This window comes from Pedobacter sp. Leaf132, assembly GCF_920984695.1.
Classification (GTDB): domain Bacteria; phylum Bacteroidota; class Bacteroidia; order Sphingobacteriales; family Sphingobacteriaceae; genus Pedobacter.
In genome coordinates, this window is record NZ_CAKLBO010000016.1 from 1 (window position 1) to 25397 (window position 25397).

21 protein-coding genes are annotated in these 25397 nt (G+C 35.9%); 1 reads left to right on the forward strand and 20 read right to left on the reverse strand.

Annotated elements, in window-relative coordinates; translation table 11 throughout:
* Positions 1-108 precede the first annotated feature (108 nt).
* From LUA86_RS18965 to LUA86_RS19060, 20 genes are all read right to left on the reverse strand, one after another.
* A complete protein-coding gene (locus LUA86_RS18965; protein ID WP_231465745.1) occupies positions 109-879 on the reverse strand; it encodes a substrate import-associated zinc metallohydrolase lipoprotein in 771 nt (256 codons plus the stop codon).
* A gap of 2 nt (positions 880-881) precedes the next feature.
* Entirely contained in the window at positions 882-2468 is a 1587-nt protein-coding gene (locus LUA86_RS18970; RefSeq protein WP_231465747.1) for a RagB/SusD family nutrient uptake outer membrane protein, read from the reverse strand.
* A gap of 14 nt (positions 2469-2482) precedes the next feature.
* Positions 2483-3694: a hypothetical protein gene (locus tag LUA86_RS18975; RefSeq protein WP_370634398.1), complete on the reverse strand. Its 1212-nt coding sequence runs from the start codon at positions 3692-3694 to the stop codon at positions 2483-2485.
* Positions 3695-3940: 246 nt separating this feature from the next.
* The gene (locus LUA86_RS18980) at positions 3941-5860 is read right to left on the reverse strand and encodes a carboxypeptidase-like regulatory domain-containing protein (RefSeq protein WP_231465748.1); all 1920 of its coding nucleotides are present in this window, start codon (positions 5858-5860) and stop codon (positions 3941-3943) included.
* Between the two features lie 291 nt (positions 5861-6151).
* A complete protein-coding gene (locus LUA86_RS18985; protein ID WP_231465750.1) occupies positions 6152-6694 on the reverse strand; it encodes a DUF420 domain-containing protein in 543 nt (180 codons plus the stop codon).
* A gap of 26 nt (positions 6695-6720) precedes the next feature.
* On the reverse strand, positions 6721-7419 hold the full coding sequence (locus tag LUA86_RS18990; protein ID WP_231465751.1) for an SCO family protein: 699 nt from the start codon (positions 7417-7419) through the stop codon (positions 6721-6723).
* Positions 7419-7766: a cytochrome C oxidase subunit IV family protein gene (locus tag LUA86_RS18995; protein WP_231465753.1), complete on the reverse strand. Its 348-nt coding sequence runs from the start codon at positions 7764-7766 to the stop codon at positions 7419-7421. Before LUA86_RS18995 ends, LUA86_RS18990 begins: the two co-directional genes overlap by 1 nt.
* 20 nt (positions 7767-7786) lie before the next feature.
* Positions 7787-8494 (reverse strand): cytochrome c oxidase subunit 3, encoded by a 708-nt coding sequence (locus tag LUA86_RS19000; protein WP_231465755.1) that lies wholly within the window; start codon positions 8492-8494, stop codon positions 7787-7789.
* A gap of 31 nt (positions 8495-8525) precedes the next feature.
* Complete coding sequence (locus LUA86_RS19005) at positions 8526-9092, reverse strand: cytochrome c oxidase subunit 3 (RefSeq protein ID WP_231465757.1); 567 nt, start codon at positions 9090-9092, stop codon at positions 8526-8528.
* Positions 9093-9110: 18 nt separating this feature from the next.
* Positions 9111-10019 (reverse strand): heme o synthase, encoded by a 909-nt coding sequence (gene cyoE, locus LUA86_RS19010; protein ID WP_231465759.1) that lies wholly within the window; start codon positions 10017-10019, stop codon positions 9111-9113.
* An 11-nt stretch (positions 10020-10030) separates the two neighbouring features.
* Positions 10031-11083, reverse strand: a complete 1053-nt coding sequence (locus LUA86_RS19015; protein ID WP_231465761.1) for a heme A synthase — start codon at positions 11081-11083, stop codon at positions 10031-10033.
* 80 nt (positions 11084-11163) lie between these two features.
* Entirely contained in the window at positions 11164-13044 is a 1881-nt protein-coding gene (locus tag LUA86_RS19020; RefSeq protein ID WP_231465763.1) for a cbb3-type cytochrome c oxidase subunit I, read from the reverse strand.
* A 23-nt stretch (positions 13045-13067) separates the two neighbouring features.
* On the reverse strand, positions 13068-14300 hold the full coding sequence (locus LUA86_RS19025) for a cytochrome c oxidase subunit II transmembrane domain-containing protein (protein ID WP_231465765.1): 1233 nt from the start codon (positions 14298-14300) through the stop codon (positions 13068-13070).
* Positions 14301-14364: 64 nt separating this feature from the next.
* Positions 14365-15588, reverse strand: a complete 1224-nt coding sequence (locus LUA86_RS19030; RefSeq protein WP_231465767.1) for a quinol:cytochrome C oxidoreductase — start codon at positions 15586-15588, stop codon at positions 14365-14367.
* A gap of 15 nt (positions 15589-15603) precedes the next feature.
* A complete protein-coding gene (locus LUA86_RS19035; protein ID WP_370634399.1) occupies positions 15604-16188 on the reverse strand; it encodes a cytochrome c in 585 nt (194 codons plus the stop codon).
* The gene (locus LUA86_RS19040; protein ID WP_231465771.1) at positions 16181-16717 is read right to left on the reverse strand and encodes a DUF3341 domain-containing protein; all 537 of its coding nucleotides are present in this window, start codon (positions 16715-16717) and stop codon (positions 16181-16183) included. The genes LUA86_RS19035 and LUA86_RS19040 overlap by 8 nt, the downstream gene beginning before the upstream one ends.
* A 2-nt stretch (positions 16718-16719) precedes the next feature.
* A complete protein-coding gene (nrfD, locus tag LUA86_RS19045) occupies positions 16720-18192 on the reverse strand; it encodes an NrfD/PsrC family molybdoenzyme membrane anchor subunit (protein ID WP_231465772.1) in 1473 nt (490 codons plus the stop codon).
* Positions 18193-18218: 26 nt separating this feature from the next.
* Entirely contained in the window at positions 18219-21239 is a 3021-nt protein-coding gene (locus LUA86_RS19050; RefSeq protein ID WP_231465774.1) for a TAT-variant-translocated molybdopterin oxidoreductase, read from the reverse strand.
* A 47-nt stretch (positions 21240-21286) separates the two neighbouring features.
* The gene (locus LUA86_RS19055) at positions 21287-22591 is read right to left on the reverse strand and encodes a c-type cytochrome (protein WP_231465776.1); all 1305 of its coding nucleotides are present in this window, start codon (positions 22589-22591) and stop codon (positions 21287-21289) included.
* A gap of 253 nt (positions 22592-22844) precedes the next feature.
* Entirely contained in the window at positions 22845-23825 is a 981-nt protein-coding gene (locus LUA86_RS19060; RefSeq protein WP_231465780.1) for a deoxyhypusine synthase family protein, read from the reverse strand.
* A 301-nt stretch (positions 23826-24126) separates the two neighbouring features.
* Here LUA86_RS19060 and LUA86_RS19065 point away from each other — a divergent pair, with 301 nt between their 5' ends.
* Positions 24127-25254 (forward strand): outer membrane protein assembly factor, encoded by a 1128-nt coding sequence (locus tag LUA86_RS19065; protein ID WP_231465781.1) that lies wholly within the window; start codon positions 24127-24129, stop codon positions 25252-25254.
* Positions 25255-25397 lie beyond the last annotated feature (143 nt).

Genomic DNA, 25397 nt, shown 5'->3' on the forward strand with positions numbered 1-25397 from the left:
GTAAGAAAGCTCTACTGCCATCTTCCTGAAGGATTCATCAAACATTCGTCTGCTCATATAATCAAATTTAAAAGTTTCTTTCTAAATCTGACGACTAAATTCCTCCAGTCAAATGTAGCAACTCCAACCGGTGACATTTAACATTGCGTTAAATTGTGTTGCAGACAAGGTAATGTAGAAAGAAAATAATTCTGCAAAATCTTCCTTATCGCCACTACTTGCATAAGGAGAGATAAAACCCGCAGCTATTGCAGCTCCAATGCCTGTCGCATTATTCGGATATATAGTATTCCAAACATCATCAACGTAAGCTGTTCCGGAGATTGTTCTAAAACTCGACGGAAAATCAGTCGTTTGATTTAAGATATGCTGAAATTCGTGATGAATAGTATGGAAGTAGCTATCCGTTAAAAAGTCGGCATTAACACCTGTTGTAGCATTAAGTGCATTTACTTCATAAAGCGTTATTTTCTTTGCGCCTTCTGCTGTACCTAAAATCCTAGTTCCATTATTATTATAGGCAGCTGTACCAATAAAGTTGATTAGTTTTGGGAAATAACGCTTGATAAAAGCTTTGCTTCCTGTTACATCATCATAAGGTTCGAAACCTAAATATTTAAATAATTTTGTTAATCGAACAGAACTATTATAACTCGCCGGAACCAGATTATAATTCAGATTAGATTCCTTATCTACATACTTATACAAAATATCTACGTTATAATTTAGTATATAGTTATTATAAATATAATTATCTAAAGGGTTTTTCTCAGTTGATGAATCAACAAAAACGCTGCTTGAATCTAATTTTTCCTTTTTACAAGCGCTTGTAATTAATACGCCTGAAAGTAGAAGTATATAAAATTTATTGTATTTCATAATTATCGAGGATTAGGGGTTAAACCTGAACTTATAACATCTTGTGGTAGTTGTAATGCTCTCCTGTTGTCTCGTACGGTTAATGTATTTGTACTTATCGGTCCTACAGCATTTGCAACAATTGTTCTTCTGGTAATTTCAATACCATAACGTTTCACATCAAACCAACGCAAGCCAGTGTGTAGTGTTTCTACCCTTCTGTAAAATAGAACTGCATGAAGCATATTTTCTTGTGTACCAGTTTCTATTGTATATTCAGAATTAAATTTCTTCTTACTTGTAGATACTGCTGCAGTTGAATATGCTCGTCCATTGGCCCAATTGTTAATCATTGCCTCAGTCAAAACAGGATTTGTATTATAGGTATTATTAAGAAAAAGTTGCATATCGGCGATAGCAGCTGAGTAGTTTTTCAAATGAATGTTTGCTTCAGCTCTGGTTAGTAAGGCTTCCTCTGCAGTAAATGCTGTGAATACTCCGTGAGCATAGCCTATGCCTGCAACCGGATCTGTGTACTCAAATTGGTAGGAAGCATGTGGCAATAATACTTTATCCAAATTAGCTCCAGAATAAGTGTATGTACGAATTCTGTAGACTGGAACTGCAGTTCCATAGTTAAAGTGCGGTGTCAGTGATGATAAGATAGTTTCTTGCCTAGCAATGTAATTACCGTGTGAAAATCTACTACCAGTATAATAATTTCCGAAAATAGTGCCAATGGCTGATGCTGGTGTACTGATTAAAAAATTTGCCTTAATATTACTAGAATTGTATTCTCTGGTCATATTGGCAAAAACTGCACTAAAACTTGAAAGTGTTGTCCAATCTCTTAAATAGGCCGATGGCGAATTATTAAATGAAGCAGTAGAATAAGTTACAGCCTTTGCCCAATCTCCTCTATAAAGAAATAACCTTGCAGCAAATGCATTTGCTGCAGATTTATTAAAATGATATTTTGCCGCATTTGCATTTGAATATGAGGCATCGTTTATTAATGGTAAACCTTCTTCAATATCCTTAATCATAAAATCATAAACTTCTGCTACAGTATTTCTTTGATATTTTGGATTGAGAGTAGTTTCAGATTTGGTCATATAGGTTATGCCTAAATCAGTTGCAGATTTAGTTGGCGAATAATGTTGAGCAAATACATTTACCAAAATAAAGTGACCGTAAGCTCGAGCTACCAAAGCCTCACCTCTTTGTGCAGAAAGCGAAGCTGGATTTCCTTGGGCTTCTATAGCAGCTAACGCGGCATTAGCGCTAGCTATAGCGCTATAACAAGAACCCCACAATCTGTCTATTCCATCATTAGACGTTTCTGTTACATCTTCCCATTTAAACAACTGCTGACTAATTCTATCGCTATAGGGATTTGATTCGCCGTAATCATCCACATTATCTGATGATAGCTCGGTTGCTAAAACGTAAGAATTTTGAGGGTAGGCTGATACTAACATTTTGGAAATTTTTTCCGTGTTGTCTAGCTCTGCTCTATTATCTGGCAATTCATCAAGGTATTTTTTACAAGAAGAAATACTTAAGATTGTAATTGCACTAATGGCTATAAATAAATATTTATTTTTCATTTTCAATTCAATAATTAAAATCCAACTCTTAAAGTCAATGTGTATTGTTTTGGAATTGGCAGGGCTACACCACCAGCATTTACAAATTCCGGGTCCTGACCATTTAATTGTTTATCAGCATATATAAGCCATAAATTTGTGGCATTTAAACGTAAGCTTGCTGCCGCAATTCCAATCTTTGCAAGCCCATTTTTTGGAAAATCATAGGATAGTGATATGTCTTTTAATCTGACAAAATCACCTTTAGCTACATTTGCTGTAGAATAATTATAAGAATTGTAGGCAATTCTATAATTAGCATCGTTTCTTAAATATCTGGTATCTAAAATTACCGGTATGTTAGTCTTCAACTCATCACCGGGTACCGTCCAGGCATCAAAAAACTCTCTCGTATTGGCATCCAAATCGCTATATCCTGTTTTAAAAGCTGGATCTAAGCGAACAACATTTCCGTATGAATACGTTACAAAAACATTTAATTTAAATGCTTTGTAAGCGAAAATATTCCCAAAACTTCCTAAATGAGTTGGTTCCAAAGTTCCTTCATATTTTAAGAAATCTACTTTGTCTCTATTTTGAAGATAAACTCCAGAAACAGTTGTGGAGCCATCGCTATTGGTGAAACGTGGTAATCCATCGCTTTGCAAGCCTACAAATGGAATAGAGAATAAAGAACGGGCAGCATAACCCTGCAAACCATATCCCCTGCCAGTAATTAAATCAATTACTCTCGCATTATTTTCAGATTGAGTTATTTTATTGGTAGTATGTGTATAGATGAAGTTAGATGTCCAGGAGAAGTCGCCCTTTTTGATAATCGTTCCGGCAACACTTACTTCGATACCACTAGATTTCATATCAGCCACATTACCATATTTAGTAATTTCCCCACCTAATCCCTGCGTATTCACTATCCCTATTAAATCGAAATTATTTCTTTTGTAATAATCAACATCAACAGCTAATCTATTTTTGAATAAGCTAAAGCTAGTACCTAAATTTAATTCATGTTTCTTCTCATATGTTAGCTCTGAATTCTCTAAATCATCTAATTCTAAACCTGTTTCTCTGTCTGCAGCTGTTGGTCTCCAAGGGTTATAACTCGAGTAAATTGCCTGAGAATTTGTTACATAACTTGGGCCTCTGTTTGCCGATAAACCATAAGAGGCTTTAAATGTTAAACTGGAGAATGGTGTATTCAGTTTTTGGAAGAAGTCTTCCTGCATTACATTCCAAAGTCCAGATACACTCCACGTAGGTAACCATCTCGCTGTTCTTGATTTACCTAAACGATTGCTACCCTCATATCTACCAGTAGCTTTGATGGTATATTTATTATCAAAAGTGTAAGCACCTTCACCAAAGAATGCAACCTCTTTACTTCGGGTGTTGCCAACTCTAAAATATTCAGTATTTTCTTCTGAAGCTCTTTTGAATATACGGTAATCGGTAAATGGAATTTCTCCTAACCCTTATTGTAAACCCCAACCCCTATTCCAATTATTATTTCTGGTAATAGAACTTAATGTAGAACCAGTTACAAAATCAACTGTATGTTTTTCGGCGAAAGTTTCGTTATACTGAGCAGTAAAGCGGAAATCATCACTTGTCATTTTGTAATCTGTACGATTATAAATACCACCCGCAGGTAGAATAGTTACCGGTATAGCATATAAAATACTTGGATCTGTATATAAATAAGGATTAGCATCTCTTATAATAGTTGTACCCATTGCTCTGTAAGCCATTGCTTGGTTAGACTCATCCTTTATGTAGTGCTGTTGCGATGTTTGCTGATATCTAGTAGAAGCTAAAAAGCCGAAATCTAAAGTTTTTAATGCCTTCCATTTTAGTTCGCCTTGAAATTTAACATCTGCAACATTTACATCCATATAATTATTTTCCATTTCTTTCAAAATATTAAATGGAGCATAATTTCTTGTATATATTTCTTTAGGATCTAATGTTCTTGATGAATTTAATGCGTAAGAGAAGGGGTTAATATCAAAATCACGACCAACAGTACCAAAAACAACATCAGTTGATTGCCCTAATGTACCTGGAGCTCTTTGGTCTCTGTAAGAACCATTAGATAGGAGTGTTAGCTTTAAATTGTTTCGAAGGTTATACGTAGCATTAAAATTTGCAGTATATCGTTTAAACTTGCTTTGCTTTGACCATCCTGGATCAGTAATAGCACTTAACGAGGCATAATATTGAGCCTTCTCCGAACCTGAAGTGATGCTCACTGAATGGTTTTGAGCAATATTAGTGCTAAACAACTCACTAAACCAATCTGTATTTCTGTATTCAGCCTCTCTTAAATAGGCATTTTTTGCAGCTTCAGTATTTAAGAGTTGTCCAGAATTGATTAATTGAAACATTTTGCCATAAACACCACTACTTGCTGCGTTTGATACACTAGAATTGTTTAACCATCCTCTCTGTTCCAACATTTGATAAACACCCATTTGCTCTTGGGAATTCATGATGTTATAGTTATTATACGATGGTGTAGCACGAGTTGTTAATTCAGAAACATAATTTAGCGAACTAACGCCATTCTTACCTCTTTTTGTTGTGATTACAATAACGCCTCCCATACCTTTGGCGCCATATATTGACGTTGCTGCACCATCTTTTAAGACCTGAAAGGATTCAATATCATTTGAGTTTAAACCACCAACAGCAGAACTGATTAATGTTAATGCATCTCCAGATGAAAGTGCATCAGAACTTACATCTGCCACATCTTCTAAAATTACACCATCAACAACCCAAAGTGGTTTTGAACTTCCAAAAATTGAGGTGGCTCCACGAACTCTAATCTTAGGCGCTGTACCAAAGGTTCCTGTAGTGTTTTGTACAACAACTCCAGCAACTCTACCATCCAACATTCTACTTGGATCAGGCAAGCCGCCAATCTCAGCATCAGTAACTTTTAGGTTTGAGGTAGCTCCTGTAAATGTTCTCTTATCCACCTTAGTACCCATACCGGTTATTACAATTTCATTTAATTGATTGGCATCTTCCTGGAGTGAAACATTAATTGTAGATCTACCATTTACAGATATTTCGATGCTTTTATAGCCTACTGACGAAACAACTAAAATAGCACCATCTTTCACTTTAATTTGATATTCACCGTTACCATTAGAAGAAACTGCATTTTTTGTTCCCTTTTCTTTAATGCTAACACCAGGCATCGGATTTCCATCCTTCTTATCAGTTACCTGCCCTTTGACTAAAAAGTCTTGTTGAATTTTAAAATCCGCATGATTGTTATACTTAATTGATGCATGCGCATTTGTGGTAGTAAGAGTGAATAAGTAAAGTAACCCGAGTAGGCCATACCGCAATCTTACTACAAATTGGTTGTAGATTTTCTGCATAGAAATTGGTTAATTTTTGTTTAAGCAGAAGCTAAATAAAACAGGATGGCCAAGCCAAAGAATGGGTTTAGCGAATTAAGAGCAACTAGATAATAAATAGTTAGTTAATAAAATTATCAGGGGACAATTTTTTTCAAAAATATAATTTTATTCCATATATCTCTAAAATTTTGAATTTAAATTTTTAGAGTGGTATGAATATAATTATTTATAATAGATGATAAGATTTTTCAATAATCAAAAAAGCCCCTGATATATTCAGAGGCTTTAATAATCTTATTAATACTTTTTTTAATACTGATAATATGGTGAAATCATTAAATAAACAATTACACCTGTTACAGCAACATACAACCACATTGGATAGGTAATTCTGGCTAATTTTCTATGTTTATCAAATTTCTCGGCAAGTGCCCTTACGTATGTAAATAAAACAAATGGAATGATAATTACCGAAAGGCAAATGTGTGTTATCAGAATAAAATAATAAACATACCTGATAATTCCAGTTCCGCCGAACTTTGTACTATCAGCTGTCATGTGATAGGCAACGTACATTGCCAAAAAAGCAACAGACAAACAGATTGCAATTTTCATTAGGTTTTCGTGGCGTTTACGTTTACCATTTTTTATTGCAGAAACTGCTAACACCAATACTATCGCAGTTAAACCATTTACTGCTGCGTATATTGGTGGCAAAAAACTCAGTGGTTTAACATCATAACCTAACTTCTTTAAATTTACGCCAAACAATAGCGCAACAACAAGTGGTATTGCAACCGATAGTACAATAATCCATTTATTATATTTCTTTTCTATAGAATTATCACTCATGATTTTTTTTCAGATAATTTTATTGCTTATCTCCCATCTTTTATATTTCTCAATTCTTCAGCTACCAAAACTTTAATTTCATCATCGAGTTTAGATAAAGCTTCAGCATTTGTAGCTTCATAATATCCACGTATCCTTCTATGATTATCAATTAAAAGAATCTGGTTTCCGTAAATGAATTTAGGCTTGCCGTCTTTATTGTGATAAATCATATCTAACAATAAACTTCTACGGATAAATGGATAGGTTCTTAAAGTATCGCCACTTAAAAAATCCCACTTACCAGGTTTGGCATTTAACGAATCTGCTAGCGGTTTAAGATTTTTAGGGTTATCGTTCGGGTCTACTGATAGGCTTAAAAAACGTATTAATGAATTTCTTTGGTAGCCTTCTTCTATCTTCTGGATATTTGTATTTATTTCTTTAACTGAACTAGATTTGTAGAACAGATTTAAAACAACGATTTTATCTTTTAAAGGAACCCAATTTATGGTTTCATTTTCTTGATTTACCAAGCTAAAATCTTCAACAGTGTGGTATATCGTATCAGGTATTTTTTTTCCTCTAACGGTATGAAAAGTTGATGCAACCTTTTTACCGCCAAAAATTGGTAAAGTTTTATACCTGTTTTTTGCGAATTGAGGTAAAAGGTAAAAAAACAAAAATCCCGGTATAGCTAATATGCTTACCAGGATTAATGTCTTCTTTATTGAAAATCTTCTCATTAAAAATTGGGTGTATGGTGGAATAAGAATCCACCTTCAATCAACATTAAAACTAAGAAGTAAATAATAAAGATAAATGTTACTGTTAGTGCAAGTTGTAAACCAAGTTTCTCATATTTAAGGTGCATAAAGTATGCAACAATATAAAATGCTTTTAATAAAGTTAAGGCGATGTAAACAAAGTTACCAACTGCATGAGACATGTAGTGATTAGGTAAAACCCAAAGCGCAATAATAAACTCAATAACTGTGATTAACAATAATATTCCAAAAACCTTCCAGATTTTTCCTTTGCTTAGACCCACGTGTTCTTCGTGGCCTTCTGTATGTGAGTGATTTTCTGACATGATAATATTTTATAAACTAATTAAACCAAATAGAAGAATGTAAATACAAACACCCATACTAAATCTACGAAGTGCCAATATAAACCAACTTTTTCAACCATCAAATAATGACCTCTTTTTTCAAACGTTCCGTTGATGGTCATAATTAAAATGATTATATTAATGATAACACCACTAAATACGTGAAAACCGTGGAAACCAGTTATTGTAAAAAATAAGTTTGAAAACTGCTGAGCCGACACTAGAGAAACATCACCAGAAAACAAATGTTTTAAAGTTTCCATTGGAGGAATTTTACCCCAACCAAAACCTTCGTGGAATAAGTGCGTCCACTCTAAAGCCTGACAACCCAAGAACATAAATCCACCAATGATAGTTGCAATCATCCAGCCTATTACTTCTTTTTTTGAATTTCTATGTCCTGCTTCTACAGCTAATACCATCGTGACAGAACTCATAATCAAAATGAATGTCATGATACCAACGAATACTAATGGTGCTCCATGATCCATAACACCAGGAATTGATTGAAAAACCAAATCCGGATCAGGCCATGTTAATTTTGAAAAACGCTGAGAACCATAGTATATCAACAGCGATGAAAATGTAAAAGCATCTGATAAGAGGAAAAACCACATCATGATTTTACCATATTCTACTGACCAGGGCGAACGACCACCACTCCATGGTCCTGTTTTAACGTGATCTAATTGTGATACTGAATTCATTTGGAAATAGTATAATAGTTTGTTAACAAATTTAACGGTTCAAAAGTAAAAAAACATACAGATATATCCATAATATATCTATAAAATGCCAAAAAATAGAAGTTATTTCCATACGGAATTTATTTTTTGACAATGGAATATTTTTATAACTACCCACTAAACTGCTGATTATAAAACCTAAACCAGCAATAATATGGAATAAGTGCATTAACGGCACTACATAGATAAATGATATTGCAGCATTGTTTCCTACAAGAGTTGCTCCGGTTTTAACCATGCTTCCCCATGCCACAAACTGCATAAAAGCAAATCCGAAAGCTAAAATCATTGTTAGCCACAACATTTTACGTTGCAATTGGAAATTTAATTTTCTTAATGCTCTTGATGCTAATGTTAGCGTAACACTACTGGCAATAATAATTAATGTACTGTAAATAAAAGCATCTGGTAAAACTAAACCATGCCCCTTACCTTTTGATGCAGCGAATACCAGATAGTAACTGGTAAAACCGCCAAACATAATTGTAGATGAAACGACAAAAAGCCATACTACAAATTTCTTTGGCCTTGGGTCGAATATATCTTGTGTATTTTCCATTGTTAAAATCATAAATAATTATTTTGCAATAAAGTCAAACAATAAAACCAACTGTACTGCCGGGATATAAAAAAATGAGCAGAACATTACTTTCTTTGCATCTGCTAACTCTCGGTTTACCAACAATTTGAAAGCCAAATAGCTAAATATTGCGCCAGCAATTATTGATATGACTGCTATAAAATATCCGCCAAAACCATATATTATTGGTAACAAACTTACCGGTATCAGGATAAGCGTGGTTATAAATGTAAATAGTGCCGAAGTCTTATCTCTTTTCTTAGTTGGCAATAACCTAAACCCGGCTTTCTTATAATCATCATCCAAAACCCAGGCAATAGCCCAAAAATGTGGAAATTGCCATACAAACTGAATCAGGAATAATATAACTGCAATTTTATAATCTATATCTAAAAACAAATCCGACTTTAAGCTTCCAAATGCTGCAAGGTAGCCAATAAGTGGTGGTAATGCACCAGGTATAGCACCAACAAAAACAGCAATTGGCGATTTACGTTTTAATGGTGTATAGGCAAAAGCATAAAGTAAAATTGAGAATACAGATAATAAACCAGTTTCTAAATTTAAATGACCTAAAAGCCATGTGCCTAAAAAGGCCATAAAAACGCCTAAAACCAAACCTTGGCCTGTGGTCATTCTACCAGCAGGCATTGGTCTATCCTTCGTTCGGCTCATTAACTTATCCAAGTCAACCTCTATAATTTCATTAAAGCAATTTGCAGCAGCTGTTACAAGAAAGCCACCAGCAATTAAAATTAACCAGTTTTGCCATTCAATTGACGGAATGTTTCCTCGGCCAACTTGCATTTTCTGCCCAATTAAAAAAGAAATTGACGCAGAGAACACTACCGTAAAAGACAGTCTAAACTTAACTAGTTTTGAGAAATCTGAAATAAACTGCTTCAATATTATTAATGTTATTGTTTATATGTTTTTGTTCGGTAAACCAACAAATACAAATAAAACTGTAAGCTAAATAGCATTGTAGAAAATAAAATATGCAATGCTTGTGCAACCGGTGGTAAAGAAATATAGGCCAGGGCAAATCCACTTAAAAGTTGGATTGCCAAAGTAACCAAGATAAATCTTGCCGTTAACAAAGGCGCTGCTTTTCCGCTAAATCTATCTATTACCATTTTATATATAACGCCATTGGTAATTACTACCAGAATAGCAAAATCTCTATGATAAGAAAAAATGCTACCAACTTTTGAAACCCAAAGGTCGCGGGAAATTAAAGATTTGGCAATAACATCAATTGCTTCCCTAACTTCAGTTCCTAATACAATTTGTATAATACTAACCGCGAGCGTAAAAAATAAAAATCCTTTTAACCAGGCTATGCGATACATAATTACCGATGGTTCTTTATGTAGTTGTTTGGCATAGCTATACGTGTAAATAGAAATGGCCAAAAGCACCAATGCCAAAAGCATGTGCGCTGTAACCACCCATTGCATTAAGTTTGTAGAAACAACTATAGAACCCAGCCAGGCCTGATAACCAACAACAAATATATTAACTATACTCAGTAGCATTATTCTTTTAGCAGACTTCCTGTAAGTAAAAGAAAAAACTGCTGTTAACAGTAAGAAGATACCGGCAAGCACACCAACTAAACGATTGATATATTCTGTCCAGGTTTTTGAAGGATTAAATTCCTCAGGAACAGTAATAGATTTATCATGCCTGATACTATCTGCCAATTCCATTTTACCCAAGCTCTCTAAATATTTAGCAAATTTTTCATTCTTTTTCAATCTGCCGGCCACATATTTTTCTTTATAGTCTGCAGGTAGTTGAGAAACATCGGTTGGTGGTATGTATCTATCAAAACATTTAGGCCAATCCGGACAGCCCATGCCAGAGCCTGTACTGCGTACAATACCACCGGCAAGTATAACCAATAACGTAACGATAATGGTTATAAAATTTATCCTGATAAAACGTTGTTCTGATCTGCTGATCATATCTATTTTAAGATGAAAAGGGTATCCGGATAAGCAGAAACTTAATCAGATACCCTTTAAAATTTGCTAAAGCTATCTAACTAGCCCTTATTTTCTGTCACAGGATTGGCAAGTTCCCAATCTTGTTGTATTTTTTCTGCTTCAGTATTTCCTTCAAAATCATGAGGTAAATTAGATCTCATTGTTTGAGAGAAAGGAACAGTTTGAGGAATGAAATCTTCATCATGACCAGGTTTGCTATAGTCATACGGCCATCTGTAAACCGTTGGAATTTCACCAGGCCAGTTACCATGTAAATGTTCAACTGGTGCAGTCCATTCTAATGTATTTGATTCCCATGGATTTTGAGGTGCAACTTTACCTTTGAAGATTGAGTAGAAGAAGTTCCATAAAAATGCTACCTGAGCTAGTGCTGCCATAATAGCAGCCCAAGTTACAAATACGTTAACCGTTAACCATTTCTTCATGAATTCAAATTCAGTAAATGCATAGTAACGACGTGGAACGCCATCTAAACCTAAAAAGTGTAATGGGAAGAACACTAAATAAGCTGCAATAAATGTTAGCCAAAAGTGTAAGTAACCAAGTTTCGCATTCATCATACGACCAAACATTCTTGGAAACCAATGATAAACACCAGCAAGCATACCGAAGATAGCTGCAGAACCCATTACCAAATGGAAGTGGGCCACTACGAAATACGTATCGTGTAAATTAATGTCTAATGAAGCATTACCTAAGAATAATCCTGTTAAACCGCCAGAGATAAAGAATGATACTAAACCGATAGCAAATAACATTGCCGGAGTGAAACGAATGTTACCTCTCCATAATGTAGCCAAATAGTTAAATGTTTTTACTGCTGATGGAACCGCAATAATTAATGTTGTAATCATGAATACGCCGCCCAATAAAGGATTCATACCCGTTACAAACATATGGTGACCCCAAACGATAAACGAAAGTACGGTAATACCGATTAGAGAGTAAACCATCGCATGGTAACCAAAAATTGGTTTACGTGAATTTACCGAAATAACTTCTGATGAGATACCCAATGCAGGCATAATTACAATATATACCTCCGGGTGACCTAAGAACCAAAATAAGTGTTGCCATAAAATCGGAGAACCACCTTCGTTAGGTAAGATATTTGTACCCATAACAATATCAGACAAGTAAAAACTTGTTCCGAAACTACGGTCGAAAACTAAAAGTACCACACCAGCAACCAATACCGGGAATGATAAGATACCCAATATCGCTGTTAAGAAGAATGCCCAGATTGTTAAAGGCATTTTCCATAAATCCATACCTTTAGTACGCATGTTTAAAATTGTACTTACGTAATTAATACCACCCATTAATGATGATGCTACGAAAAGTACCATACTGATTAACCACATCGTCATACCCATTCCAGAACCAGGAATTGCTGTAGGCAAAGCCGATAATGGAGGATAAACTGTCCAACCACCAGAAGCTGGTCCGGTTTGTATAAAGAATGAAGCCATCATTATCACACAGGCTGTAAAGAAAAACCAATATGAAAGCATGTTTAAGAATGGCGATGCCATATCTCTGGCTCCAATTTGTAATGGAATTAACAAATTACTGAAAGTACCACTTAAACCTGCGGTTAACACAAAGAATACCATGATGGTACCGTGAATGGTTACTAATGCTAAATAGAAATCAGATTTAATACGACCACCTTCAGCCCATTTTCCTAAAAATGTTTCTAAGAAAGGGAAACTTTTATCTGGCCATGCTAATTGAATACGGAATAAAATTGATAGACCCATTGCAATAACCGCCATAATAATACCGGTTACTAAAAATTGCTTCGCAATCATTTTGTGGTCCATACTGAAGATATACTTTGAAATCAAAGTCTCCTTATGGTGCCCGTGATCAGCGTGATCGTGATTGTGTTCGTCGTGTAATGCTATTGTTGACATAATTCTTTTCGCTCTTCGGTATATTATTTATTTAAAGCCATTTGGTTTGTTTTAACAGCTGCAGAATCTGTAGCTATCGAATCTGAACCTGCTTCTACAGGTTTAGGTGCCACTGGCAAATTAAATTGTTTTCTTAAATCATCATTTAAGTAAGGTTTTTGCTCTGCAATCCACTCATCATATTCCTTTTGAGAAACTACACGTACAACCTTTTGCATGTTGTAGTGACCAGAACCGCAAATTTTTGCGCAATAAAATAAGTACTTAAAATTTGGATCGTTAGTTTTTTGCTGCATCTCTGCAGTGGTAATGGTTGGTGTAAATTCAAAGATAGTTTGCATACCCGGTACAGTGTTTAACTGTACTCTAAAGTGTGGCAGGTAAAAACTGTGAATAACATCTTTACTCATTAAAAGCAACTTAACTGATTTTCCAACCGGAATAACCATTTCATCAGCCATTAAATCGTCACGAGATTTTAAATCTTTAAAATCTATACCTAAAGTATTTGAAGCAGTAGTTAATTTATAGTTTTTCTTACCTACAACACCATCTGCACCAGGATAACGGATTGACCATTTGAACTGCTCTGAAGTAACTTCAATTTGAAGTGGTTTGTTATTTGGGTCTTCAACTTTATAAAAAATTGATCTCCAGGTTAAGAAACCCATTAACACTAATACAGTTAAAACTAATGCCGGAACAATTGTCCAGATTTTTTCGATTGTATTATTGTGAGGATAATAATATGCTTTTCTCTTTGCAGAATATTTATAAACGTAAGAAAACCCGAATAATAAAATGTGAGTTACTACAAAAACAATCGTTGTGATAATTAACGTTAGGTTAAACATCTTATCAATACGTTCTCCATGTACTGATGCTGCATCTGGTAACAACATTGCACCGTGTACTGTATATTCCCAATACACACCATACAATCCTAAAACTAAGAACAATGCAAATAAACTTGCATGAACCCTGTTCCAGTTAATACCTACGGGTTTACCTTGTGCTTCGCGGCTTAATTCATAAACTCTTATGGCTTTACCCACAATAGCAATGAATAAACATATGGCCAGGAATACCAGTACATAAAAAATTACTGATTTGTAAACCTCACCCATATCAACTTTCGGTGCCGCGGCAGCTCCTGCTGCTGCATCTTGCGCAAATACGCTCGTGTTAGCAAAAACAGTAAGTAATACTGCTAAAGCTGCGGTCGTTTTATTCGTGATAAACTTTCTTAAACTCATTTTCTTAAAAGTAGTACGCTGTACTTCTATATAATAATTAAATATTCGCTATTTTAAACATCAACTACAGCTGATGATGTAAGCTTTCTTGTAATAAAGGGTGATTTTTAGCAATTAAAGGTTTTTTACTTAAGTTGCTTAAAACCGTAAAGGTAAATAATCCAACGAAACCAATCGCAGTACCAATCTCAATAATACCAAATCCGTTGTGTCCATCCTCTACCGCACCTGGCATAATCATTTGATAATAATCTACCCAGTGACCAAGCAATACTACGATTGAAACAAATAATAATTTAACATCAGTTCTCTTATTATCTCTATCCATTAATAATAATACCGGTGCAAGGAAATTCATTGCAAGGTTAAGGAAGAACCAGAATTTATAATATTCGAATCTTCTGTAGAAATAAACGGTTTCCTCTGGCATGTTTGCATAATAAATTAATAAGAACTGTGCAAACCATACATAAGTCCAGAAGATAGAGAAACCAAAAATGAACTGACCTAAGTTATGTAAGTGGCTATTGTTAACCCATTGCATATATCCAGCTCTTCTTAATAAGATTAAGATGATTGCAATTGTAGCTAAACTGCTTACCCACATTGCTGCGAAGTTGTACCAACCAAACATAGTTGAGAACCAATGCGCTTCTAATGACATGATTGTATCAAAAGCAAAAATAGGCGTTGTAAAACCGTAGATAACTAAGAAAATACAAGCATTTTTAAAGCTTTTTCTGTATGAATTTAAACCACCTTGTAAATCTTCGTTGTAAGAATATTTTACAAACATCATTGCAAAAATGCTATACACACCTAAAAACACTACCTGACGACCTAAAAAGAAAGGTACATTTAAGAATACAGCTTTACCTGCAATAAGCGCATCGTAATTAGGGCTGTTTGGGTCTGTTAAACCGTCAGCATGCCAATGGTGATATAAGTTATGTGTATATAAACCTGCAGAAATAATAACAACAAGTATTAAAGCAGCAATAGGCAATGTTTTAGCCATGGCTTGCGGTACACGTAAAATTGAAGCAGACCATCCTGCCTGAGCAACAAATTGAATAGCAAGGAAAAACATACCAGACATACAAACGCATGCAAAGTAATATCCCATAAGTAACAGGTTGGCAAAAGTACGCTCGTGCATTACTTTATCGCCAGCAATAAAACCGTAAGCAATAGCAAGCACACCTAAGGCTATACCAACTATACTTAAAGTTTTTACTTTTCCTGTAAACTCAAATTGTTCACTAAAATTAATATTGTGAGTTCCCATTTATATCTGCTTTACTTATTGTCCTTTTTGTAATTGTTGAACATACAACACAACTTTCCAACGATCTGTTGGCGTGATTTGCGAAGCATGCGAGCCCATGTTATTTACACCATATGTAATTGTATGATATATTTTTCCTGCCGTTAAATCTACCATATTACCACCTCTTGATGAAGCACCGGTTTGGTAAGCAGGTACACCGTTAAATTTTTCTATCTTAACTAAGTGACCTTGTCCATCACCTTTCTCACCGTGACATGGTGCACAGAAAACAACAAATGAATGTTTACCTTCTGCAAGAGTAGTGCTATCTGCAACTAACGGATTAACCATTTTAGCGCCAGCTTCGTTATATCCTTCTAATGTATTTGGATATTGATCGTACTCTGTAAAACCTACAGGTTTAGTATTTGCAGGAGGTAACTGTGCAGTTTTACCATCCTTAAAGTTTTTATTTGGCTGATCCGGGTTGTAAGCAATCGGATCATACATATTCCTGGCATATTCTAAACCAGTACTACGTTTATCTCTACAAGCCGAAAAAGTAGCTGCAAAAGCGATAGCTAAAAACGCGGCATAAACAAATTTATTCTTATTCATAGCTAATGTACTTCCTTTCATTATACTTTACTTCTAAAGCACCTGCATCTTTTAATAAACCATCAATTACAGTGTGCGATGCATTTTCGTGTGCATCTATTGCAATCACAAAACGATCATCAGTAGCACGTAAATCCATTACTCTTGGCGATCTGCCCGGAAATAAATGGGTTGATGCATAATAAGTTAACACCATACCGAATGCACAGAATAATACTGTTAATTCGAACATTATCGGAATAAAATCCGGCAATGCAAATGATGGTTTACCACCGATATTTACTTTCCAATCGATAACTGCACAAAAATAAATTAAAGCAAAAGCTGCGCAAGTTCCAGTAATACCAAAGCAAAATGCTGCGATATCGATTCTCGATCTTTGAATTCCTAATTTGGCTTCTATTCCGTGTATAGGCATTGGAGTATAAACATCATAAATGCTGATGTTATTTTCCTGAAGTTTCTCGATGCCATGCATCATTTCGTCAGGGTCGCCAAAGCTGCCTAAAATATATTTGATATCACTCATTGTTATATTTTTGCGTAATCTTCTTGTTTAACACTATCAAATTTCTCTAAAGATTCTATGTATTCAGCTACATACTCTTTATTCTCATGACCTTCCTTAATCTGTTTCATTTTCGCTTGCTCAGACGCAGTTTTTAATAATAACTTAACCTCTGCAATTGCAATTGATGGTAATACTCTTAAGAATAATAAGAACAAAGTAAAGAATAGTCCGATTGAACCTACGAATACACTGATATCAACCCATGTTGGATAAAACATTGCCCAACTCGATGGAATATAATCGCGGTGTAATGAAGTAACGATAATTACGAAACGCTCAAACCACATACCCACGTTTACCACGATTGATAAAATCCAGGTAGCCTTGATGCTTAAACGAATTTTCTTGAACCATAACAACTGTGGAGAGATTACGTTACAAGTCATCATCATCCAGTACGACCACCAGTAAGGACCAGTAGATCTGTTGATGAAGGCATATTGCTCATACTCAGAACCTGAATACCATGCAATGAAGAACTCAGTTAAGTAAGCTACACCTACGATTGACCCTGTTAAGATGATGATTTTGTTCATCGACTCAATGTGGAACATGGTGATGTAATTTTCTAGACCTAATACTTTACGGGCAACCAATAATAAGGTTAATACCATCGCGAAACCTGAGAAAATCGCACCAGCAACGAAGTAAGGAGGGAAAATTGTAGTGTGCCATCCCGGAATTACTGATGTTGCAAAGTCCATTGATACAATAGTGTGTACCGAAAGCACTAGTGGTGTAGATATACCTGCTAAAATTAATGATACCGCTTCAAAACGTTGCCATGTTTTAACACTTCCGGTCCAGCCGAAAGAGAAAATAGAATAGATTTTTTTGCGTGTACCTACAGCACGGTCGCGAATTGTAGCAATATCCGGTAATAAACCTGTGTACCAGAATAATAATGATACAGAGAAATATGTTGAGATTGCAAACATATCCCATACCAATGGTGAGTTAAAGTTTACCCAAAGTGAACCAAACTGATTTGGTAAAGGTAAAACCCAGTATGCTAACCACGGACGGCCCATGTGAGACACGACATAAGTTGCGGCACAGATAACGGCAAAGATTGTCATCGCCTCTGCAGAACGGTTAATTGAGTTACGCCAATTTTGACGGAATAGTAATAGCACTGCCGAAATAAGTGTACCGGCGTGACCAATACCAACCCACCATACGAAACCGGTGATATCCCAAGCCCATCCAACTGTTTTATTTAAGCCCCATGCACCGATACCATTCCAAAAAGTGTAACTAACAGCTACTACCCAAAGTAATGCACCTAATGCTGAAACGATGAAACCAATCCACCAAGCCTTGTTTGGCTTGTTTTCTACCGGGCTCAAAATATCATCCGTAATTTTTGCATACGTGATATTATCGCCGGTAATTAATGGTTCTCTAAGTATTGATTCGTTATGTCCTGACATAATTTGTATTTTCTTTATACTAAAGCTTACGCTTGTACTGTTGTATCTGTATTTCTAATTTTTGTCATATATCCGATACCAGGTTTCACGTTGATTTCTTCTAGAACATAGTAAATACGCTCTGAACGTAAAGCTTTTGAAACTTCTGAATTAGGATCGTTTGAATCGCCAAATATGATTGCGTTTGCTGAACAAGCTTCCTGACAAGCCATTTTAATATCGCCATCTTTTAATGGACGTTTCTCTATTTTAGCTTTTAATTTACCTGCCTGAATACGTTGAACGCACATAGAGCATTTTTCCATAACACCACGTGAACGTGTAGTTACATCAGGATTTAAAACTAATTGAGTAAACTCGTTATTTAAATAGTTATCGAAACGTGAATCATTCCAGTAGTTAAACCAGTTAAAACGACGTACTTTATACGGACAGTTATTTGCACAATAACGAGTACCCACACAACGGTTGTAAGCCATTTGGTTTAAACCATCCGATGAGTGAACTGTTGCCAATACCGGACAAACTGTTTCGCATGGAGCGTGGTCGCAGTGTTGGCATAACATTGGTTGGTGAACAACAGAAACATGATCTAAGTCCTCTAACTTAGCAATCTCTTTTTCTTTTGTTACATCACCATTTGGTGTTTCGTAGCTATAATAACGGTCGATACGTATCCAGTGCATTTCACGACGACGGCGAACCTCATCACGGCCAACAACAGGAATATTATTTTCTACATTACAAGCCACTACGCAAGAACCACAACCTGTACAAGCATTTAAGTCGATAGCCATAACCCAGTTGTTACCTGGTTTTTCATATTCGTCCCAAAGGTCGTAGTTTTTGTGGTCACCTTTATGGTTACCGGCTGATGCATCTTTTAAGTATTCTTTAAACGTTGCTTCTTTTATTACTGCACGACCTTCAAAAGAGTGGTGTGTTTGTGTTTGCGCCAATTCGTAATATCCACCAGTTGGTGTAATCGTAACAGTTGTAGCATACTGCATAGTACCATTAACAAACGATACGAACGGAAATGCATTCTTACCAACATCATTACCCGCTTTACCAACCTTACTACGGCCATAACCTAAGGCTATTGAAGCTGTACCTTGCGCTTGTCCGGGTTGGATAAGAACTGGTAAATCAACTGAATATCCGTTGCTTCCTTTTACAGTTACAACATCAAATTCTTTAACTTTTAATGATTCTGCAAATTTAGGTGCAAGTGCAACATAGTTATCCCATGTTACTTTTGAAACCGGATCAGGTAATTCTTGCAAGAATGCATTGTTAGCATTTTTACCATCCCTCATTGGAATGTTCTCGTATACCTGAAGCTGAACATCTTTATTTAATGCTTTGCTGCTACTTGCAATTGCAGTAGCAACCTGCGCTAAAGATTGAGTGAATGAATATGCTCCGGCTGGTTTTGCTGGCACAGTAATCACACCCTTTTCTAAAACATCCGACCAGGTTAAGCCAAGTGCAGGAAGCATTTTGGTTTCCCAGTTGTTACGTACAAACTGGTAGTATTCTTTAATAGGCGCATCGGCCCAGATTAATAAACTTTCTTCTGCCTGGCGGCTATTGAAAACAGGGTTGATTGTTGGTTGTACGATTGAGTAATAACCTTCATAAGCATTTGCATCACCCCATGATTCTAAATAATTATGATTGATTGCAATTGCATCACATAATGAAGCAGTTTCATCGGCTCTATCAGCGAAAGAGATTTTAGCAGGAACATTTTTTAATGCCGCTTCAAATTTCTTTGCATCCAAATAATCGTAAGCAGGGTTACTGTTTAAGAATAAAACAGCACCAACTTCACCACGAGTCATCTCAGCAACCAAGCCATTAAATTCAGCATCGTTACCTGCATATAAGAAACAAGGATTATCTAAATCGATTGTTGTACCATAACTTCCGATAGCGGCGTTAATAGCATTTACTAAAATTTGAGTAGAAACATCGTTAGACCCACAAACAACTAATGCTTTGCCTTTGCTCTGCACTAATTCTTTTGCCGCTAATTTGATTACTTTATCAGCAGTAGCGTTATTTCCTAAAGTACCACCAGGTAAAGCCTGACCAGTTATTGCGTTGTATAAAGCAATTAAAGCCGGTCCTTCTTCTGATAATTTAACAGGAACACGAGTATCTGCGTTTGTACCTGTTAAGCTCATTCCACTTTCGAACTGAATGTGGCGGCTCATTTTTTTGCCTTCTAAAGATCTATAATTACGGTTAGCTGTATACTGAGCAGTAAACTCCTCACCGTTAATCCATGTACCTAAAAAATCAGCACCAAAGCTTAGAATTAAATCGGCTTTGTTAAAATTGTATTTTGGTAAAACTGCTTTACCAAAGCTATTTTGATTAGCCTGAATAATACCTGTATAAGAAACAGCATCATACTGAACTAATTTAGCAGCAGGATATTTTGTAACAAACTGTGCTAAAACAGCATTTGTTGAAGGACTGTTAACTGTTGAAGCAACAATACGGATTTTTTTACCTCCGGCCTGCGCTTTAGCTAATTCACCTTTAACATAGCTATCAATTTTAGCCCATGTTGTTTCTTCATTTTTAAGAACCGGTGCTTTTAATTTAGATACATCATATAAATCTAAAACAGAGGCCTGTGCTCTTGCATCAGTACCAACGTTAAATTCGCCCGCATTAGGATTTGGTTCGATTTTGATTGGACGACCTTCTCTTGTTTTTACTAAAATACTTTGGCCGTTAAAGCTCGAAGTATAATAGTTAGGAATACCCGGTGTAACCTCTTCTGGTTTTACCAAGTAAGGAATAGATTTATGAATCGGGGCTGTTTGACATGCTGCTAAAGTAACTGCACCTAAACCAAAACCTAACGCCTTTAAAAAGTCGCGGCGTGGGGTAACGGTACTTAACCCTGCTTCATTTAAAACATCTTCTATTGGAAGTGGCTCGGCAAATTCGTTTTTGTTATTCTTAACAAAATCGGGTGTATTTTTATACTCCTCTAAGCCTTTCCAGTATTTTTTGTTGCTTTCCATTTAAGCTATATTACTGTTTATTCGAACGTTTCTTAAAAACTCTACAATTAATAGTGGCATTTACCACACTCTAAACCACCCAATAACGCTGGTGTAACTTTCTCGCCTTTTTTAATTTTCTCATGCGCTTCGATTACTTTAGCGTAGAAAGCATTATTTTTCTGACCAGAAATATCTGTCTCTTTGTGGCAGTTAATACACCATTTCATGGTTAATGGAGAATATTGATAAATTTCTTCCATTGTATTAACCGGACCGTGACAAGCGAAACATACAGGCTCAGTTGGCTGTAATCCTTTTGCCTTACGAATGGCATCTTCAGCAACAACTACGTGTTGAGAGTGGTTGAAGTAAGCAAAGTCTGGTAAGTTGTGTACACGTACCCACTCCATTGGCTTTTCTTTACTCTTATCGTATTTTTGAGTTTCAGGATCGTAACCTAAAGCATTGTAAATTTTCTTAATCTCAGGAGAAATTTCACCATCATAATTATCTCTTGCCTGTACTGCTTTGTGGCAATTCATACAAACATTTAATGATGGAATAGTAGCATTTTTAGATTTAAACGCACCATTGTGGCAATATTGACAATCGATTTGATTGATACCTGCATGTAACTCGTGAGAGAATTTAATTGGTTGTACCGGTTGATAACCTGTGTGAACACCAGTGTTCCACATACCCATCCAACCCCATGAACCTAAAGCAATGATTAAACATAATATGAAGAACATTACAAATTTCTTGTTCTTGAACATTTTACGCACACCAACTTTTAATGGCACATCTTCTTCAATCTCAATGCCTTGTTTTTGTAAAATTAAGCGCTCTAATAATTTAGAAGCACGACCTAAAATCACTAAAATAACAATGGCAATGGCAACGATAGCTACAATACCAGCAATTGATAAGCCTGAAGTATTTTCATCTTTAGCAGCAGAACCACCGGCTGCACCAGCAGCATCACCTTTCGGTTTAGGCTCGCCTTCTTTAATGTATGCTAAAATGTCTTTTACCTTTTCTTCGTCCAACTCAGGGAATGAAGTCATGGCAACCTTACCATTTTCGTTAAAAAGCTTAACAGCATCAGGATCTCCTGAAGCGATTAATCCTTGCGAATTAGGAATCCATTTTAAAAGGAACTCTTCAGAGTGACGATCGCTCACACCAGTTAAGGCAGGACCAACCATTTTCTGATCTAATGCGTGGCACGATGTACATTTTGCTTTGAAAAGTGTTCTTCCATTCGCAGCATCTTGCGCATTAACGGTAGAAACCGCTATTGCAGAAATGGCCGAAAACAGGAATAACGACTTCCAAACGTTTTTTAAAATCATCGAGATATCTCTCATAATGAACACTTTATACTTATTTAATTTATTTTTTGTTGTGAAATTGATGCGTAAACTGAAGTAGTTCCATCAAAACTTGAACAAAAGTATAACTTATTAATAAATCCCATGACATAATACTGACTTGAAATACAATTTATAATCATTCTAAACAAATGCAGTTTTATGCGTATTCTCCAATAAAAATGCCCATTTTCGAAGTTCATCTCTAATGGGCATCATCAAAACCAATTTGGTTTTGTTATTTATATAATTATTGTTTTAATATCCAGGCAAACATTAATGGCGCAACAATTGTCGCATCGCTTTCTACAATAAATTTTGGTGTATGAATATCTAATTTACCCCAGGTAATTTTTTCGTTTGGTACAGCGCCAGAATAAGAACCATAAGAAGTGGTCGAATCAGATATCTGACAGAAATAGCTCCAGAAAGGAATATTTTCCATTTCCATATCCTGATAAAGCATCGGCACAACACAAATCGGGAAATCGCCGGCAATACCACCGCCAATCTGGAAGAAACCAATTCCCTTACCACCACTGTTTGCAATATACCAATCGGCTAACCATCCCATATATTCAATACCACCTTTTACAGTAGTTGCGGTTAATTCGCCTTTCATCACGTAAGAAGCAAAAATATTACCCATTGTAGAGTCTTCCCAGCCCGGTACAACAATTGGTAAATTCTTCTCAGCAGCCGCTAACATCCACGAATTCTTTGGATCGATTTCATAATATTGCTCCAAATCTCCACTTAATAACATTTTGTACATAAACTCGTGTGGAAAATAACGCTCGCCTGCAGCTTCAGCATCACTCCAAATTTTTTGAATGTGCTTTTGTAAACGGCGAAAAGCTTCTTCTTCCGGAATACAGGTATCCGTAACGCGGTTATAATGGTTTTCTAACAAATCCCACTCATCCTGCGGACTTAAATCGCGATAGTTAGGTACACGCTTATAATGTGAGTGCGCAACCAGGTTCATTATATCTTCTTCAAGGTTTGCACCAGTACAAGAAATTATAGCCACTTTATCCTGGCGAATCATCTCTGCAAGTGAAATACCCAATTCTGCAGTACTCATTGCACCAGCAAGTGTGATCATCATTTTACCACCCTCATCTAAATGCGTTTCGTAACCTTTGGCCGCATCCATCATAGCTGCAGCATTAAAATGGAGGTAATTACGCTCCATGAACTGAGATATTGGTCCTCTTGTATTGCTCATTTTGTTCTGTGTTATTTTGCGCAAAAGTAGGCATTTAGCCCGAAACGATAAAACTTATGTCTTTATTGATTAAAATTAAGATGCGCTATTAAGATTTGGAAAGCAATCTCAGTATGCAAAGGTTAAAGCAGCCCGGCTTTTTGGTACAAGGCCCGAAAAAAAATCGGGCGCTTTCCCCGTCAATCCGGTTTAAGTGGCATGGCTTTTACTAAAATTTGCAGAAAGCCTTGCCACCGTCATAAATTCATAGCCTTAATCCGCACAAATAAATCTTAAATAAAAAATGATTTAATTTGCGCCGATGAAAAAAATTTATTTCCTCTTACTATTTATTCTATTATCTGGAAGTTCATTCGCCCAAATGAAACTGATTAAAAAACTGCTTTCTAACGAGAAAGACACTTCACGCAAAGCCAGTTTTTTACCAATCCCATCTTTTGGTTATGCACAAGAAACCGGCTTTCAGTTTGGTGTAGGTGCTATTGTAGGTTTTTATGCAGATAGGTTAGACACCACAAATCGTCCATCATCATTAACCTTAAACCTAAATTATTCAACATTGAAAGCATATAACATGAGTTCATTAGTTGACATTTGGGGCAAAGGAAATAAGCTTCATTACATTGGCGAATTACGATTTAAACGTATGCCTTTTAATTTCTACGGCGTTGGAAACAATACTCAGGAACAGAATGAGGATAAACTAATTCAGCAGCAAATTAAGGTTTTACTACAAGCCGAAAAACAATTGTTACCAAAGGTCTACACAGGCGTATCGTTAGGCTTTGAAAACTATGAATACAAAGATGTGGTTGCAGATGGTATTTTTAATGCCAATCCATATTACAGTAACAGAACCGGAAGCGTTTTGTACTTAGGTTTATCACAAGGTTACGACTCAAGAAACAACAACAATTACACAACAAAAGGTTTTTTTGCCAGAGGAACATACCAATATGCACCAAATATTTTTTCAGAAGGTAATTTTATCGGAAGCCAGATAAAAGTTGATGTTAGAAATTTCTGGCGATTGAACAAGAGCTTTGTAATTGGCGTACAAGGACTATACAATACGGTAATGGGCAACAATACTCCTGTTTATTTATTACCGCAAATGGGTAATGATGAAATAATGCGAGGCTATTACGGTGGTAGGTATCGCGATAAAAATTTACTGGCTTTTCAAGGCGAACTCCGCTACCGCTACAACAACCGGTTTGGCGCTACCGCCTTTGCAGGCACAGGAACCGTTTGGGGTTTTGATGAATTTTCAACCAATTCATTCAAGCCAAATTATGGCGCAGGCTTTAGGTATTTCTTCGATCCTGAAAAAGGAATTAGTGTACGTTTAGATTATGGCGTTGGCGAAAAAAGACTTAATGAAAAACGCCAGAGTGGATTTTATATTAGCATTTCGGAAGCCTTTTAAGGGATGTAAAATTCAAAATCAATATAAGGGTATTTTTAGCGTTGTCGTCATTGCGAGGCACGAAGCAATCTTCTCTGAAAAAATATTTTTGACGATGAGATTACTTCAATCAATGAAGAATTGATTTCGCAATGACGGGCAAA

Bases quoted from the DNA above. Each gene is read 5' to 3' on its own strand.
- LUA86_RS18965 (WP_231465745.1), bottom strand. From the start codon at position 879: ATGAAATACAATAAATTTTATATACTTCTACTTTCAGGCGTATTAATT.
- LUA86_RS18970 (WP_231465747.1), bottom strand. From the start codon at position 2,468: ATGAAAAATAAATATTTATTTATAGCCATTAGTGCAATTACAATCTTA.
- LUA86_RS18975 (WP_370634398.1), bottom strand. From the start codon at position 3,694: ATGCAGGAAGACTTCTTCCAAAAACTGAATACACCATTCTCCAGTTTA.
- LUA86_RS18980 (WP_231465748.1), bottom strand. From the start codon at position 5,860: ATGCAGAAAATCTACAACCAATTTGTAGTAAGATTGCGGTATGGCCTA.
- LUA86_RS18985 (WP_231465750.1), bottom strand. From the start codon at position 6,694: ATGAGTGATAATTCTATAGAAAAGAAATATAATAAATGGATTATTGTA.
- LUA86_RS18990 (WP_231465751.1), bottom strand. From the start codon at position 7,419: ATGAGAAGATTTTCAATAAAGAAGACATTAATCCTGGTAAGCATATTA.
- LUA86_RS18995 (WP_231465753.1), bottom strand. From the start codon at position 7,766: ATGTCAGAAAATCACTCACATACAGAAGGCCACGAAGAACACGTGGGT.
- LUA86_RS19000 (WP_231465755.1), bottom strand. From the start codon at position 8,494: ATGAATTCAGTATCACAATTAGATCACGTTAAAACAGGACCATGGAGT.
- LUA86_RS19005 (WP_231465757.1), bottom strand. From the start codon at position 9,092: ATGGAAAATACACAAGATATATTCGACCCAAGGCCAAAGAAATTTGTA.
- LUA86_RS19015 (WP_231465761.1), bottom strand. From the start codon at position 11,083: ATGATCAGCAGATCAGAACAACGTTTTATCAGGATAAATTTTATAACC.
- LUA86_RS19020 (WP_231465763.1), bottom strand. From the start codon at position 13,044: ATGTCAACAATAGCATTACACGACGAACACAATCACGATCACGCTGAT.
- LUA86_RS19025 (WP_231465765.1), bottom strand. From the start codon at position 14,300: ATGAGTTTAAGAAAGTTTATCACGAATAAAACGACCGCAGCTTTAGCA.
- LUA86_RS19030 (WP_231465767.1), bottom strand. From the start codon at position 15,588: ATGGGAACTCACAATATTAATTTTAGTGAACAATTTGAGTTTACAGGA.
- LUA86_RS19035 (WP_370634399.1), bottom strand. From the start codon at position 16,188: ATGAATAAGAATAAATTTGTTTATGCCGCGTTTTTAGCTATCGCTTTT.
- LUA86_RS19040 (WP_231465771.1), bottom strand. From the start codon at position 16,717: ATGAGTGATATCAAATATATTTTAGGCAGCTTTGGCGACCCTGACGAA.
- nrfD (WP_231465772.1), bottom strand. From the start codon at position 18,192: ATGTCAGGACATAACGAATCAATACTTAGAGAACCATTAATTACCGGC.
- LUA86_RS19050 (WP_231465774.1), bottom strand. From the start codon at position 21,239: ATGGAAAGCAACAAAAAATACTGGAAAGGCTTAGAGGAGTATAAAAAT.
- LUA86_RS19055 (WP_231465776.1), bottom strand. From the start codon at position 22,591: ATGAGAGATATCTCGATGATTTTAAAAAACGTTTGGAAGTCGTTATTC.
- LUA86_RS19060 (WP_231465780.1), bottom strand. From the start codon at position 23,825: ATGAGCAATACAAGAGGACCAATATCTCAGTTCATGGAGCGTAATTAC.
- LUA86_RS19065 (WP_231465781.1), top strand. From the start codon at position 24,127: ATGAAAAAAATTTATTTCCTCTTACTATTTATTCTATTATCTGGAAGT.